Source organism: Planctobacterium sp. AWH2_060 (assembly GCF_056158425.1).
The window spans coordinates 4087317-4102598 of record NZ_JBSWTG010000001.1 but is presented as its reverse complement, the minus strand read 5'-3'; the positions used below and the strand labels follow the sequence as shown (position 1 = coordinate 4102598).

General features: G+C 46.3%; 13 protein-coding genes. 5 read left to right on the top strand and 8 right to left on the bottom strand.

Annotation, left to right across the window (positions count from 1 at the left end; translation table 11 throughout):
• Positions 1-5: 5 nt before the first annotated feature.
• The 4 genes from ACXAD8_RS17560 to ACXAD8_RS17545 all read right to left on the bottom strand — a co-directional run bounded on the left by ACXAD8_RS17560 (position 6) and on the right by ACXAD8_RS17545 (position 3859).
• Entirely contained in the window at positions 6-848 is an 843-nt protein-coding gene (locus tag ACXAD8_RS17560) for a DnaB-like helicase C-terminal domain-containing protein (protein ID WP_475231282.1), read from the bottom strand.
• Positions 849-922: 74 nt separating this feature from the next.
• Positions 923-1597 (bottom strand): hypothetical protein, encoded by a 675-nt coding sequence (locus ACXAD8_RS17555; protein ID WP_475231281.1) that lies wholly within the window; start codon positions 1595-1597, stop codon positions 923-925.
• A 482-nt stretch (positions 1598-2079) separates the two neighbouring features.
• The gene (locus tag ACXAD8_RS17550; protein WP_475231280.1) at positions 2080-2307 is read right to left on the bottom strand and encodes a type II toxin-antitoxin system prevent-host-death family antitoxin; all 228 of its coding nucleotides are present in this window, start codon (positions 2305-2307) and stop codon (positions 2080-2082) included.
• 20 nt (positions 2308-2327) lie between these two features.
• A protein-coding gene (locus ACXAD8_RS17545; RefSeq protein ID WP_475231279.1) for an IS3 family transposase occupies positions 2328-3859 on the bottom strand; the annotation gives its coding sequence in 2 pieces (ribosomal slippage) (positions 2328-3397 and positions 3397-3859; 1533 coding nt in all).
• Positions 3860-4209: 350 nt separating this feature from the next.
• Between ACXAD8_RS17545 and ACXAD8_RS17540 the strand changes: the two genes are divergently transcribed.
• The 3 genes from ACXAD8_RS17540 (at position 4210) to ACXAD8_RS17530 (ending at position 8664) form a co-directional block, all read left to right on the top strand.
• Positions 4210-4575, top strand: a complete 366-nt coding sequence (locus tag ACXAD8_RS17540; RefSeq protein WP_475231278.1) for a hypothetical protein — start codon at positions 4210-4212, stop codon at positions 4573-4575.
• Positions 4576-4649: 74 nt separating this feature from the next.
• Entirely contained in the window at positions 4650-7181 is a 2532-nt protein-coding gene (gene secD, locus ACXAD8_RS17535) for a protein translocase subunit SecD (RefSeq protein WP_475231277.1), read from the top strand.
• Between the two features lie 19 nt (positions 7182-7200).
• Positions 7201-8664, top strand: a complete 1464-nt coding sequence (locus tag ACXAD8_RS17530; RefSeq protein WP_475231276.1) for a potassium/proton antiporter — start codon at positions 7201-7203, stop codon at positions 8662-8664.
• Here the strand turns inward: ACXAD8_RS17530 and ACXAD8_RS17525 are convergent.
• Complete coding sequence (locus tag ACXAD8_RS17525) at positions 8661-9773, bottom strand: Kelch repeat-containing protein (protein ID WP_475231275.1); 1113 nt, start codon at positions 9771-9773, stop codon at positions 8661-8663. The two genes, ACXAD8_RS17530 and ACXAD8_RS17525, sit on opposite strands and share 4 nt — an antisense overlap.
• A gap of 198 nt (positions 9774-9971) precedes the next feature.
• Here ACXAD8_RS17525 and ylqF point away from each other — a divergent pair, with 198 nt between their 5' ends.
• Positions 9972-10976, top strand: a complete 1005-nt coding sequence (gene ylqF / locus ACXAD8_RS17520; protein WP_475231274.1) for a ribosome biogenesis GTPase YlqF — start codon at positions 9972-9974, stop codon at positions 10974-10976.
• Between the two features lie 26 nt (positions 10977-11002).
• Here ylqF and rlmE read toward each other — a convergent pair whose 3' ends face one another.
• Complete coding sequence (gene rlmE, locus ACXAD8_RS17515; protein ID WP_475231273.1) at positions 11003-11626, bottom strand: 23S rRNA (uridine(2552)-2'-O)-methyltransferase RlmE; 624 nt, start codon at positions 11624-11626, stop codon at positions 11003-11005.
• Positions 11627-11721: 95 nt separating this feature from the next.
• Between rlmE and ACXAD8_RS17510 the strand changes: the two genes are divergently transcribed.
• Positions 11722-12465: a TrmH family RNA methyltransferase gene (locus tag ACXAD8_RS17510; RefSeq protein WP_475231272.1), complete on the top strand. Its 744-nt coding sequence runs from the start codon at positions 11722-11724 to the stop codon at positions 12463-12465.
• 113 nt (positions 12466-12578) lie between these two features.
• Here the strand turns inward: ACXAD8_RS17510 and rluF are convergent, their stop codons facing one another.
• Both rluF and ACXAD8_RS17500 read right to left on the bottom strand, forming a co-directional pair.
• Positions 12579-13316 carry a 23S rRNA pseudouridine(2604) synthase RluF gene (gene rluF / locus ACXAD8_RS17505; protein WP_475231271.1) on the bottom strand — a complete coding sequence of 246 codons (738 nt, stop codon included), beginning with the start codon at positions 13314-13316 and terminating at the stop codon, positions 12579-12581.
• A gap of 141 nt (positions 13317-13457) precedes the next feature.
• The gene (locus ACXAD8_RS17500) at positions 13458-15050 is read right to left on the bottom strand and encodes an ABC-F family ATPase (protein WP_475233010.1); all 1593 of its coding nucleotides are present in this window, start codon (positions 15048-15050) and stop codon (positions 13458-13460) included.
• Between the last annotated feature and the right edge of the window lie 232 nt (positions 15051-15282).

Sequence of the window (15282 nt, the reverse complement as noted above, 5' to 3'; positions counted from 1 at the left end):
ACTTATCAGGTAAGATACTGGCAGTTCTCAATTTCCAGCATCATAGTTTCGCTAATTGGGATGGTAATACTGTTGATATCCCACTTGTTGCATACATATAGCTTCATGAGATTAGTGTGTTTAGCAGTGTCTCCTTCATATAAATCCGGACGCTCACACAATGCCACCACATCAGCGTAATGGTTTAAATTTAGATGACCAGGAAAGTCGTGAAGGTACGCTTGATGATTTGGACGATTATCTATTTCATCAGACAGTCCGACCGTCACTACAATTGAGATATTTAAGTCGTTCACCAAGTGTTTTAATGCGCCACCTAAACACATAATATTGGCTGAGCAACAGGCTGACTCAAAAGAATCAATAAAATCATCGACAGAAATCAGAACAAGCCCTAATTCAGGTTTCTGCACTTTTAACTTACGAATCTCTGATACCAGCGAATCTATTGTCACGCTGCTACACGAAATAGCGAAAAAATTGTTTTTATTGACTATTTGAGCAACTGTTTTTTCAACCTTTAGCCACTCACAATCTGACAATGCACCAAATGCAATTTTACTGGCCTGTAGTTCCGACACCTTAGCCAGATAACGCCTCAATATACTTTGATTCCCAACCTCAGTACCAACAATTGCAGATAACTTATCGGCATCTAATCTGTCAAAAAGTATCGCTTCCGCCACGGCAAAGTGCGCCGAAGAGGGTCTGCCACCAATAACGATTAGTTTGTTAGAACCTTCAACGATGCCAGTTAGGTGATTAAATAGCTCTCTTCCTGATGTCGGTTTAAATTGTGAGCCACGCTTAATCTGGTACTCAATTCTTTCCAGCAATTTATCGAGCATTGTTTTACAACTCTCGATTTCGAATCCTACCCCTTCGGTGGAACAATATCGGCATACTTGTTTGTTACAGCGTGTCATGCAGCCACCTCACTTAAAATTACCTCAAAATCTTCAACGCTTATTTCCAGCGGACAAAATGTCGCGTCAAACAGCAGGTAACTGTTGTCGTCTTGTTGCCATGCGTTGGACTTTACACAAACTACGCCATTTCTGTTTTTTGCTTCTTCTAAGTGATCAAAAAGGCAATGCATTGCTGCGTGCTCTCGCCTAACCATAACTGACACTGACGCATAGGGTTCCCAGAGAGATTGGCAGTGAATAGTGGCGGTTTCTGACAAGTTCTGGCTCAGTACACCAAGTTCTTCTTCTCGTTCACAGAAGACAACCCTGACCAACAAAGAAATACATTCAATCAGTGGATATTGCTCAAACAGGTTTTCATGCAGCCAGTTAATCGTTACCCGATTGTCGAAATAACTGATACGCGCTCCTTGAGAAGCCGGAAAACCCAGATTAGTCCTGTATCTCAGCAGGTTTTCAATTTGCTCCAGAATTAGCTCCTTATTTGTCTTTTCATTCAATAAATCCCCACTGCTATCAGGGAGCGCCCAATGGGAAGAGCAAGCAACGCCCTGATTATCAAAAAAGAAATCTACGATGACGGCATTTTGGGTATGCCCGAACTGTGCGGCAAGAGTCCTGTGAAGCAGCTGTTGTTCGAATGTGAGATAAGTACATTTGTGTTGCATATCGAGTCCAATAAAAGATTGATAAACACAAATGTCTTTAGCCCGTTTTAGAAGACTGATTTTTGCAAATTTTTTATTGCTTCTGTCAGATCAGCCCAAAACCACTTTTGATCTGCAAAAGATATGCAAAGCCTCCTTTTACCTTCAACAGGCACTATTTACTGGGTCAGTACTGGGGTACTCTACCACTTTAAGAAGCAGCTCAAAGAAAAGCTTCTAAGCTGGATATGGCGTATTGATGCAGGCCTACTTTTGTGATGGCCAAAAATAAGCCGGCGAAAATCGTCTTTAGTATCTATGGGAGAGAATTCTATTCAGACCAGTAAATTAACTTCAAATAATAGCTTTTGAGATCCTGCCTCGAATCAATAACCAATAAAAGAATCACTGTTTTAGTAGATTCATCTACCCGGAAAAACACAATATTATGATTGTCCACCAGGAGTTGTCGATATTCGGTTAACCCTAACTCCAAAAGCCTTTCACTTTGAGGTGCAGAATAAGGGTTTGTAGTGGTCATCGAATGCATCGTCCAGGTCCATCAACCCTGTCTGCTTTGCACTCCGCTCAGACAAATTAATAAGCTTTAACAGAGCAATCGTTTGTTGTTGCTCTTCATATTCTTTTGCATCCTGAATGACATACTTTGGTTTGCCGTTTTGCGTCACGAGAATGGGATTGTCCAATTCCAAATGATCGGCGTTTTTCAAGGTAGTTGTCGCCTAAGCCGTTAAGCTGCTTCTTTTTTGCTCTCCGGATTGAGTTCCACAACATCGATCTGATCCCAGTTGCGGGTGTCGCCAGACCACCGGTTAGGATTTGTGCCCTTTGCTTTTGCATATAGATTTGCACGCTTCGCTAGTATCATTTTATCCTCACCATTGTGTCGTTGTTCCGGCGTGACAAATTTGATCCGACTATGGCGATGCTCAGTGTTGTACCGTTGAACAAACTCTTTTACCCAAAGCCTCGCTTCTTCCAGTGTTTTAAAGCCTTCACTTGGCCATCGACGACAGTACTTTACTGTGCGAAACAAGGATTCAGAGTAGGGATTGTCATTACTGACACCCGGGCGACTACGTGAGCCAATGACTCCCATGTCGATCATCTTTGCCTGCATCGTCAGGCTCTTCATCGGGCTGCCGTTGTCAGAGTGCAATATAATATCTTCATTAACACACTTCTCTGACCACAGTGTGCGCTCAAGGAGGCGAGCTGCATACTCACCAGATTCACTGTCATGCACTTCCCACCCAACCACTTTGCGACTGAAGATATCCATAATCATGTAGAGATAGAAAAATCGACCAATTACCGTGGACGGACAATAGGAAATATCCCATGTCCAGACCTCGCAGGGCGCTTTAGCTTTAAACCCGTCTGGCTTTATCATACTCCCTTTAGGTTTCGCCTTGCCTCTGTGTTTCAGCTGATTATTCGCTTTCAGAACCCGGTAAAAGCTGGATTCCGAAGCCAGATAAGTCCCTTCATCAGCCAATATGGGGACTATCTGGCATGGCGATAAACTGGCAAACCGCTCCTGATTACAGGTGTCTAAAATTGCCTCCTGTTCCGCTTCAGTCAATTTATTTGCTGGCAGCGGTCTGCTCGCCTCAGGTCTTTTGTCTGCACTTATACCGCCTGCTTCCTGCCATCGTTGCAGTGTGCGAAGAGATAATCCAATTACCTCACAGGCTTTGATTTTTCTGGCTCCAGCCATAACGGCTTCGTCAACCAATGATACATAATATTGCCTATCCGGGAGTGTGGTTAACTGTCCTCGTCTTCCCCCCAGTAGGCATTTAACTTTTTTCTCAGCACCAACAAAGCCGCTGTTTCAGCTAAAGCAGCATCCTTACGTTTGAGTTCCTTCTCCAACTCCTTAATGCGCTTTTTGTCGCTTTTGCGCTCCTGCGCCTGTTGTTTACGCTGCTGAGCTTCTGTCTGATTACCTGAGATACAGCTCTGTTTCCATTGCTGAATTTGCTCAGGATAAAGACCATGCGCCCTACAATATTGACTTAATTCAACTTCCGACAATGTGGCCGTCTCTAAAACCAACGAGAACTTCTGTTCTGCCGACCAGTCTTTAGGGTCATCACTTTTAGTCAAGTTGTAGTCTGCCTCTAAGTATTTATCTCGCCAACTACACAGGGTAGAAAGGTTGATACCTTCTCTCTGTGAAAACTGGCGCAATGATAAACCGCTTTCAACTAACTTGCTAACAACTGCCTTCTTATGCTTCTCTGGATAGTGTTTCACTCAAACCTGTCATCCGCCCCCTGTCTAACAATTCGAAAAACTGAGGCGACAACTATCCTGACACAGGGGGTGATTGGCATGTTCTTTCATGTAGGAGACTGTCTGAGTTTTCATTTCATTCTCACGTGGTCTATATATGGACTAATTATAGTCTTATGTTGAAAAAACGATACCTAAAGGTTAAATACTGTTCCGGTGTTCTCTTTGCCGCAATTAGCCTTGCTCCAAGGTGCAACAAGAATCAACCAAATTAACTCCGAAAAAAATTGATTAATGTACAATACACCCCACATTGAGTATCTTGCACCCATTGAGCTGAATCCTTTGTTTAACCCAGAGCATAGTTACTGTTGAGAACCGCTAATCCCTTAAACAGGCTGACTTCGCACGCGCCACAATTGCTGGTGTGGATGTTGCTGTGCCTGACACTTAGCGCCAGTTTTCAGACCGGTCAGGTGGCTAATCAGGCCGAGGTTACCGAAGATTCACCCTATGCTCAGTTCAGTTACTTTGGCAATCAGTACACATTACGCTTAAATAGCACCAGGCTTAATAGCAATGACGCTGACGACGATTCAAAGGTCGCGCTGCCCAACAATTCCCCGGTAATTTCTGAAAGGCTTAGTGTCCATGACGCACTTTCGCAGGTCACGGCCCTCAATGTTGCCCCACTCTATAGCCACAACCCAAGAGGCCCTCCCTTCATCCTGACATAAACAGATTCAAACGGTGATTCGGCGAATTAAAGCGCCTGTCGCCTTGTATTTAATTATTTCAGGAATGATAAAAAATGACACGATTTTCAGTTCGTGGCTTAGTGTATTTGCTGATCGTATTACTGGGATTACTCAGTGCAGCACCGAACCTATTGCCACACAACATTAAACAGCAATTACCCGAGTGGTATAGCAACAAAACCCTTTCCTTAGGCCTGGATTTACAGGGCGGTTCACACCTGCTGCTGGCGGCCGATACTGATGCGCTTTTCGAGAAACAGTTAAGCGGCTTCTCCGAAGATGTATTGACGGAACTTCGGCAACAAAATATCCGTTACAGCCGCAAGTCCGGTGCCGAAAACGGTGTTTTCACTTTTACTTTACGCGATATAAACGACACCCGAAAAGTAAAGGAAACGGCCTATCTAATCTCGGCACAACCTTCAGCAAGTAGCGCTTTACAAGTGGACATCCAACATAGCACTGTGCGTCTTACTTTAAACGAGCTGTATACCAAAAAGCTTTTAAAAGATGCGCTAAACCGCAGTGTTGATGTGGTGCGCAAGCGTCTCAATGAGACCGGCTTGAATGAGCCAAATGTCACTCTCCAGGGTGGTGAAGCGATTTTGGTTCAGATGCCGGGCATCTCTGATCCTACTCAGGTTAAGAGCCTGCTTGGCACTACAGCACAAATGAACTTTCACTGGCTGGTAAATAGCCAGTCAGGTCAATCCATGATGACACCTGATGAGGAGGGTAATCTCTACGAACTGGAACAAAAAATAGCCCTAAAAGGTGAACACATTGTTGATGCCGCTGGTACATTGAGCAATGACACCGGCCAACCTGTGGTTACTTTTCGACTGGACAGCAATGGTGCCAGACAGTTTGCCACTATGACCAAGGAAAATATCGGCCGGGCATTGGCAATCGTATTAGATGATAAGGTCATTACCGCCCCGGTAATCAATAGTCCAATTCCGGGAGGACGAGGTGAAATAAGCGGCAACTTCACCTTGCCAGAAGCATCCAATGTGGCATTGATGCTGCGCACAGGTGCCCTACCGGTTCCGCTTACCGTGATTGAAGAGCGCACCGTCGGGCCAGATTTGGGCAGTGATGCGATTCAGGCGGGTATTGAAACCGGTATCGCGGGCGCACTTTTGGTGCTGCTTTTTATGGTGGCTATTTACGGTCGTTGGGGCGCAATCGCCAGTTTTGCTTTGTGTATTAATATGGTGCTGGTATTTGGCGCACTAACTTTATTCGGTGCCACATTAACTCTGCCTGGTATAGCCGGGTTAATTTTAACCATGGGCATGGCGGTAGATGCCAATATACTGATCAACGAGCGTATTCGGGAAGAAAGCCGAAAGGGTCGACCCGCGACAAGTGCCATTCAGGTGGGTTTTAACAAGGCATTTGCCACCATAATCGATTCAAACTTCACCACGCTGATTGCTGTAAGTTTGCTATTTATGTTCGGTAGTGGCCCAGTTAAAGGGTTTGCCATCACCATTGCTTTAGGTTTGATTTCATCTGTGTTCACCGCTGTCGCCCTGACCAAGATGATGATGCTGCGCACCGTTCAATTGAAAAGAACCGATCCGCGGGATCAGTCATCACTGACATTTTCATCCCCTATGCTAAGAATGAGCGATAAACTGCAGGGCATTAATTTTCTGGCGAAACGCAAGTTTGCGCTGGCCATATCAGTGATATTGACCCTGTTGTCCGTCGGTATGTTTGCCAAACCCGGATTGCACTACGGCGTGGATTTTACCGGTGGCACCATGATAGAGCTGAATTCCCCACAACTGTCTACCGACCAGTTGCGAGAGGTGATCCGCAGTAACGGCTTTGAGCAGGTGGCGATTCAGGAATACGGTAGCAAGCATCATTATTTACTCAGAGCCCCTGTCAGTGAGCCAAATCAGGCTTCGGGCAGTGACAACCAGATTGAACGGTTAAAAAGGGCAATTTCACAAGCTGATAATCAGGTGCGTTTTGATAAGGTAGATATGGTGGGCCCGAAAGTCAGTGGTGACTTTGCGGAGCTATCAATTCTGGCACTACTGGTAGCCGGTGCAGGCATGCTGATCTATCTGTGGGCCAGATTTGAAGCCCACTTTGCGACGGCGGCTCTGCTTACCGTATTGTTGGATTTAACCAAAACCATTGGCTTTTTTGCCCTTAGCGGGGTCGAATTTAATCTGACTGCAGTAGCTGCATTACTTGCCTTGATCGGTTATTCGATAAATGACAAAGTGGTGGTGCTTGATCGAATTCGGGAGCTTCTGAGAATTGATGCCAGCAAACCGCTAGCAACAATCATCAATGACGCCATTAACAGTACCTTGAGCCGAACAGTGTTTACCTCAGTGACGACATTGCTGGTATTGCTGCCTATGGCGTTGTTTGGTGGTGATGCCGTGGAAAGCTTTGCGTTACCCATGACCTTTGCAGTGATTGTGGGTACTTCGTCAACTCTGTTTATTACTTCGGCGACTCTTTATTGGCTGGGTAAAAGACGAGAACGACAGGGCAAAGCACAGTTGAAGCCCACGCCCGAAGAAATCAAAGCTTCGTTGGCACACATGCCTTAATCTGAATAAGGACCCCAATATGTTTGCTGTTGATTACATTATTTTGCTCAGTGCCGTTCTGGCCGTCATTGGTGTACTGGCAAGTAAATTGTCACCGCGTTTTGGGGTGCCTGTTTTAGTATTGTTTCTCGGTGTCGGTATGCTGGCGGGTGAGGATGGTATCGGTCGGCTTATGTTTGATAATGCCGATGCCGCTCATGCAATTGGCACTCTGGCACTCATTTTGATCCTGTTTGATGGCGGCCTGCAGACCTCCAAAAAGTCCATATTGCAGGCCTGGAAACCCGCAGCTGTGCTGGCAACCGTAGGTGTTGTCGGAACAGCCACACTTACCGGCCTGGCAGCTACCTATATATTAGATTTGCCCTTACACAAAGGACTATTACTAGGCGCAATCGTTGGTTCCACCGACGCTGCAGCGGTTTTTTCGGTGCTGCGCAATGCCGGCATCAACATCCCGGCAAAACTAAAATCCACTCTGGAGCTGGAAAGTGCTTCAAACGATCCCATGGCCATCTTCCTCACCATCGGATTAATTACACTAATTCAGGACACCACAACACAATACGGTGATTTGTTGCTGTTATTTAGCAGCCAAATGGGCGTGGGTGCACTGGTTGGTCTGGCGGTGGGTGGTATCGGTGTCTGGCTGGTTAAACGGGTTATTTTGATGGCAACAGGTTTGTATCCGGTATTTGTCATGCTGTTTGGTTTTATGGCCTTTGGTGTGGCAGCAAATCTCGATGGCAGTGGCTTTTTAGCCACCTTTATCGCAGGCGTGATGTTGGGTAATAGCCGTTTTGCATTCCAGCGCAATACCTTTGTATTTCTGGATGGGCTAGCCTGGCTGGGACAAATTTCCATGTTCGTTATTCTGGGTTTGCTGGTAACACCTACCGAGCTTTTTGTGCATTGGAAAGAAGGGTTATTAATTGCCTTTGTGCTTATTTTTATTGCCAGACCCCTGGTGGTTATTCCAACGTTGTTGCTGTTCCGCTTTTCATTTAAAGCCTCGTTACTGGTTTCCTGGGTTGGGCTGCGTGGCTCCGTACCCATCATACTGGCAATTTTCCCGCTAATTTTTGGGATGCCCTATGCGGAACTGATTTTCAATGTGGTGTTTTTTATTGTCTTGATTTCGGCGTTATTACAAGGCTCAACTTTGCCTTTTGCAGCGCGCAAACTCGGTCTGGTGCTGGAAAATGATCACAAATCATCCAACACCCTGGAAATCGTCAACATCGCTAAGAGCCAACGAGAATTAATTGAGATTGAACTGTCTGCTAGTTCAATCGCCATAAATAAAACGATTCGGGAGCTGAACTTACCAGCACAAGCAGTGATTGCCATTATCGCCCGTAAAAAAACCACACTGCTTCCCAAGGGCAGTACCAGGCTAAAAAAAGACGACCATCTGTTTATCATCAGTAAACTGTCTGACACCGAAGCGGTGGAGCGCTGTTTTTACCCTGAGGAAGATTAGTGTTTCTGGGCTTGCAGTTTTTCCGGTGAAAAGACACTCATAATGGCGCTGGTTTGATTGCCACTGGCTTGCAAAGCACCGGCAATCACATAAATATCACCCGCTACGCTCAGTGCACCAAGGCCGTGCCGGGGTTTCGGCATAGTACCAGCGGCGTGCCATTTATCGGTTGCAGTGTCGTATTGCCAAACTTCGGCATAAACACCGCCGCCATTGTCAAAATACTCGCCACCAAACACATAGATATGTTGCTTGTAAGCGGCACAGGCTAACCCACCTTGAGCTTGTGGTAAAGGAGCCAGTGTTTGCCACTTTTTAGTGGCAAAATTATAAGCTTCGTGACTACTCAGATTTCCAGCTGCCACAGTTCGGCCAGCAATCGTGTGCCAGTTGCCGTTCACCTGAACACTGCAGGCACTGTTACGAGCAGTGGGTACTGCTGCGCCTTGTGACCATGTCAGGGTTTGCAGGTCAAAGATATAGTGGGTATTCACGTCGGTTTGTTCAATCCACTGACTGTTCCTTTCGGCATTAATGGGGGTTCGTCCTGTGGCAAGATGCACCTTACCCTCATGCACCACACTTAAGGTTTCGGCTAAAGGTGCCGGTAACTGAGCAATTTTCTGCCAGTGTCCGTGTAGCAAAATCGGCTTTTCGGGCATGTCTGGATTGGCCTGCAATTCATACACATCAACACTGTTGTGCCATATACCCTTAGCATCAATAGTAAATCCCCCCATAGCCAACAGACGATTATCTATCGCCACCAGCATAGGATGATGACGCGGCTCAGGCAGTCTGGGCGCCTCTATCCAGATCTGCTCTTTTAGGCTGTAAGCCACCACGCGATCAGATACCCCAATCCGGTTTTCATCAACATCAGGCGACAGACCGCCCGCTACAACGATATGGTCGTTATAAACCGTCGGATAAATCTCCTGTACACGATAGGGCAAATCTGGCGCTGATTGCCAGGCAAGCGCAGATTTATCTTCTGCGTGAACAACGACCGTTGCGAGTGTCATAATCAGCCCCAGAATAAACTGACAATACAATGCCAACGGGCGAAAAATGGTGAGGCGATGACTTCCAGAAAGTGACTTAAGCATTGAATTAGATGGCTCTGTTAAGGCTGAGATTAAAAAAATTAGCAGCTTAATCAGTCACCTGCAACAGCTATTCCACCATACAGCAGCCTAAAAATTGCTATTGCTATAACCGCGCTATTGCCCTTTTCAGACGGACAGTTACTTATAAAGCAGCAATACAGTAGAATAGCCACAATTGTGATTTAAAGAGAAGTCGACGTGGCGTTACAGTGGTTTCCGGGGCATATGCACAAAGCCCTGAAAGAAATAAAAGAGTCTTTGAGTCAGGTGGATATCCTGATTGAAGTGTTGGATGCGCGTATTCCCTACTCCAGTGAAAACCCTGAAATTGCTAAGATTCGGGGGGATAAACCCTGCCTGAAAATTCTCAACAAGTTTGATCTCGCCGACCCTGAAATAACCCGTCGCTGGCAAGAAGATTTGGAACGTCAGCGCGGGGTTGTAACTATTACCACCTCCAATGACAATCCTGCAGACAGCAAGCAAATACTGGGGCTGATCCGCAAGCAATTCCCGGAAAAAGACACGTCTGTAAAACACATTAACGCCATGATCACCGGTATACCCAATGTCGGCAAATCCACCCTAATCAACATTCTTGCGGATCGCATTATTGCCAAAACCGGTAACGAACCGGCGGTCACCAAAAGCCAACAGCGCATTAACCTCGGCGATGGCATCGTGCTGTATGACACCCCTGGTGTGCTTTGGCCAAAGCTGGAAAATCCCAATTCTATCTATCGCCTGGCGGCTTCTGGTGCTGTCAAAAACACCGCGATGGAATTTGATGATGTTGGTTTCTTTGCCGCCGACTATCTGATTAAAGCCTACCCGGAATTGATGAAGGCGCGCTATAAACTCGATGAGCTGCCAGATACTGAATTGGAGTTTCTGGAAGCAGCGGCAAGGCAGCGGGGTGCAATTATGACAGGTGGCCGGGTTAACCTGCACAAAATCTGTGAAGTGTTGATCACTGAATTGCAAGCCGGAAAGCTGGGCAAGATCAGTCTTGAAACACCCGAGATGCTGGCCAAAGAAAAAGCCGAAATGGCGGCTGCAGCAGAGAAAAAAGCCGCCGATAAAGCGAGGCGTAAACAACGTTTCAAAGAAGGCTCATTGACACCCGACAAACGAGATCGCAAAGAAAAGCGAACCGAAAAGCGAGCAGCTCAGAGTCAGCGCATGAAAAAAAGGCGTGGTTAAGAGTTGTTGCCGGTATCAATTACCGGCTATTGACCTTTAAAGCCCTTACCCACCAGATATACTTCCCGGGAACGGGGCCGGGACGCTGCGGGTTTGCGCACGATGACCTTGTCAAAGGAACTACGCACATCTTTTGCGTATTCTTCATAGCCCACTCCCTGAAACACTTTTGCACAAAAGCTACCACCGGGTTTTAACACGTTGCGCGCCATATCCAGAGCCAGTTCCACCAGGTACATCGCAGCGTATTGATCGGTGTTTTTCACACCGCTTAAGTTGGGTGCCATATCAGAGATTACGGTATCGGCTTGGGCACCACCCAGTGCCTGTAAAATAGCGTCGTAAACGGATTCTTCGGTAAAATCTCCCTGAATAAAATCGACGCCAATAATCGAATCCATGTGCAAAATATCGGATGCGATCACGCGCCCGCTCTCACCCACCACAGGAGCCACAATCTGCGACCAACCGCCAGGCGCAGAACCAAGATCCACCACCACACTTCCGGGTCGGTACAGATCATCCTTTTCATTGATTTCAATCAACTTATAACTGGCACGAGAGCGATAGCCATCCATTTGCGCTTTTTTCACATAGGGATCGTTAACATGTTCATCCAACCACTTTTTACTGGTTTTTGATCGCGCCATTAAGTTTGCCTGCTCCGGTATCGCAAAAAAGGCGAATATTGTAAACTCACCGGCCTGAATTGCAAAACGCTTCCCTCTACAGCAGGCCCATAAAAATGAAACTAGACGATGTTAAAAAACTGCATCAAAAGAAATACCGTGCGGAGTTTGGTCATTATTTGGTGGAGGGGGAGCATCTCATTATGGAGTTGCAAAAAGCCTGCAATGGTGTCGCAGATGAACGACGCATCACTTTATACGCCACCCAATCCAGACTTGATTGGGCACAAGCTCTGTCGGCTGATTTTCAACTGGAAGTGGTCAGCGATAAACAAATGGCCAAACTCAGCGATACCAAAACACCACAGGGTGTAGTGGCCTGTGTACCTTTACCTGCGCCCGAGATTACAACAAACGCAGCAACACCAAACGAGCGCTGTATTTATTTATACGAAGTTCAGGATCCTGGCAATCTCGGTACCATTATCCGCAACCTGGTCTGGTTTGGTGGCTTTCGTTTATTGCTCAGCCCCAATAGCGTTGACCCATTTAACTCAAAAGTAGTGCGCGCCAGCATGGGTGCTATTTTTCATCTGCCGCTGGAAACCGACGTCCCACTTGAAGCGCTGGCACAACGATTCCAAAAGTTTGCCTTTCTGGACTTACAGGGCAGGAAAATCAGCCACCCTGAATTTAGCCACTACGACTGTTATCTGTTTGGCAACGAAGCCCGTGGTGTGCCTCTGGAGGATCTGAATTCGCTGAACGCCGACGCTTTTACCATTGCCGGTAGTGGTCGTATTGACTCACTAAACCTGGCCAATTCGGTAGGCATCTGCGCCTATCAGTTGTCTGTGTGACAATCCCATTTATAGAGCACTGTTTTCAATTAAACAATGTCGGTTAAATTGGACAGCGGCGTCGAAATAAATTTCGACCTACCAGTTCGGTCATGGCATTTTCGAATACAGTGCTAAGCAGTTTTTCTGGAGTGTTTTACCGCATCTTTTAATTGCTGTAATTCCTGATTTGTCAGGTTGCGCCACTTACCTGGCGGTAGTTTGCCCAGTTGCAGATGCATAATACGGGTGCGCTTTAGTTTAGTTACTTCATAGCCTAAAAATTCGCACATGCGACGGATTTGTCGGTTCAGCCCTTGCGTCAGAATAATACTGAACTGGAATTTGCCTCGTGCGCTGACCTTACAGGGTTTGGTCACCGTACCCAGAATCGGTACTCCCTTTGCCATTTTCGTCAAAAAACGCTCACTAATCGGCTGATTAACCGTCACGATATATTCTTTATCGTGGGCATTCTCTGCACGCAGGACTTTGTTAACGATGTCGCCATCACTCGTCAGCAGAATCAACCCTTCTGACGGCTTATCCAGTCGGCCAATAGGAAAAATACGCTCTTTGTGGCCAATCGCATCGATAATGTTGCCTTTCACATGCCGCTCTGTGGTACAGGTGATCCCTATCGGTTTATGATAGGCAATATAAATGCGATCAGACTTGTCTTTGGCAACGCTACCGACCGTTTTGCCGTCCAGTTTAACCGTATCACCCGACTGAACTTTGGTCCCAAGTTCAGGCAACTTACCGTTGATAGTGACACGCTTTTGCTCAATCAGTTTATCGGCTTCCCGACGCGAGCAAACGCCGGTATCGCTCAGAAATTTATTTAGTCGCTTAGGTGCATCAATAGTCATATTAACAAGTCTATGTCACGGCTTAGGTGCCTTAAAGGCGGGTGGTAATTTTGACAAAGTATATCGAAATTTGCTCATCCAGGCAGTGGTTTAAGCACAAATGGCCAATGTCATTTTTCGCGATACCATTTCTGACGAACATTATTGACTGGCATCACTGGCCTGAAACTCGTCATAAGTGCCATCGAAGTAATTCAGCTTTTGATTTTTAATTTCTATTACCTGGGTTGCCAGTGAAGAGATAAACTCATGGTCGTGACTGACAAAAATAATGGTGCCATCAAAGCGCAATAAGGCGTCATTCAAGGCTTCGATTGATTCCATATCCAGGTGGTTAGTGGGTTCATCAAGCACCAGAACATTAATATCTTGCAGCATCAATTTACCGAAGAGCAGACGGTTTTTCTCGCCACCTGAGCACACCTTAACTTTCTTATTAAAATCATCGGCGCTAAATAACAAGCGTCCTAGCATGGCTTTCACCTGAATGTCGTCGTGTTTCTCGCCGCGCCATAAAGACATCCACTCATACAGGGTCCAGTCCCCATCAAAATCACGGCTGCTGTCCTGTGCAACATAGCCAATGGCGGCATTTTCGGCCCACTTAATTCGCCCTTCATTAACCGTCAATTCATTGATCAGACATTTTAATAAGGTGGTTTTACCGGCACCGTTTTCACCGATGACCGCCAATCGAGAGCCTGCTTCAAGTAATAAGTTTCCATCATTAAACAGCGGTAAATCCGGATAACCATGGCCAATGCCATCCAGTGTAATGGCCAGGCGATGCAGTTTTTTATGTTGCTTAAACTGAATATAAGGACGACGTCGACTGGAGGCTTTTATCTCCGCCAGTTCAATTTTTTCCAGGCGTTTGGCACGTGAAGTGGCCTGCTTGGCTTTGGAAGCATTGGCGGAAAACCTGGCCACGAAGGCTTGTAAATCCTCGATTTCCGCAGATTTTTTGGCATTTTCGTGCTGAAGTTGTTCCTGAATTAAAGCGGCGGCAGCGACAAAATCATCATAATTACCGGGGAAGATGCGCAAATCCTGATAGTCGATATCTGCCATATGGGTGCATACTGAGTTAAGAAAATGACGATCATGCGAGATGATTAGCATGGTGGATTTGCGCTTGTTCAACTCTTCCGCCAACCAATGGATGGTATAAATATCCAGGTTATTGGTCGGCTCGTCCAACAATAACACGTCGGGTTCAGCAAATAGGGCTTGGGCTAATAGCACCCTCACTTTACGTCCCGGAGCCACCTCTTTCATCAAACCAAAATGATAACTTTCCTCAATGCCTGCCGCAGCCAAAATGTCTCCGGCTCGCGCCTCTGCAGTGTAGCCATCCATTTCAGCAAATTGCACTTCCAGATCCGCAACCCGCATACCCTCTTCTTCGGTCATATCCGATTTGGCATAAATGGCATCGCGCTCTTGTTTCACTTGCCAAAGCTCAGTATCGCCCATGATCACGGTATCCACCACCGACATCTCTTCGTAAGCAAACTGGTCCTGATTCAGCACCCCAAGCTTGGTGCCTGGTGCTAAAGAAACGTTTCCAGCTGTAGGGGCTTGCTTGCCGCTAAGAATACGCATGAAAGTAGATTTTCCACAGCCATTGGCACCAATCAGGCCATAGCGATTGCCATTGGAAAATTTAGCGGAGATGTTTTCAAACAGTGGTTTAGAGCCAAACTGCATGGTGATATTGGCGGCACTTATCAAAGGGGGATACTCAAAATTAAGGTTGTCAGAATAGCCGTTAGGCTGGCAGGCGCGCAGTATAGCAGACAACCTCTTGTTGTGGGTCAGTTCCCGGCAATTTTTTGAGTTCCGGTGGACATTAAAAAAACAATTTTAGCTGCAGCGGAGTCAGTACCATCAAGGTAATACTGTTATCAAGGATAACAGGGTGGTAATGTTAAAAAAGTACTCATATCTCCAATCCGAACAGAGA

What these genes read in the sequence shown, in the direction of transcription:
- rluF (WP_475231271.1), bottom strand. Translation starts at nt 13,316, where the DNA reads ATGACTATTGATGCACCTAAGCGACTAAATAAATTTCTGAGCGATACC.
- secD (WP_475231277.1), top strand. Translation starts at nt 4,650, where the DNA reads ATGACACGATTTTCAGTTCGTGGCTTAGTGTATTTGCTGATCGTATTA.
- ACXAD8_RS17525 (WP_475231275.1), bottom strand. Translation starts at nt 9,773, where the DNA reads ATGCTTAAGTCACTTTCTGGAAGTCATCGCCTCACCATTTTTCGCCCG.
- ACXAD8_RS17510 (WP_475231272.1), top strand. Translation starts at nt 11,722, where the DNA reads ATGAAACTAGACGATGTTAAAAAACTGCATCAAAAGAAATACCGTGCG.
- ACXAD8_RS17555 (WP_475231281.1), bottom strand. Translation starts at nt 1,597, where the DNA reads ATGCAACACAAATGTACTTATCTCACATTCGAACAACAGCTGCTTCAC.
- ACXAD8_RS17560 (WP_475231282.1), bottom strand. Translation starts at nt 848, where the DNA reads ATGCTCGATAAATTGCTGGAAAGAATTGAGTACCAGATTAAGCGTGGC.
- ACXAD8_RS17530 (WP_475231276.1), top strand. Translation starts at nt 7,201, where the DNA reads ATGTTTGCTGTTGATTACATTATTTTGCTCAGTGCCGTTCTGGCCGTC.
- rlmE (WP_475231273.1), bottom strand. Translation starts at nt 11,626, where the DNA reads ATGGCGCGATCAAAAACCAGTAAAAAGTGGTTGGATGAACATGTTAAC.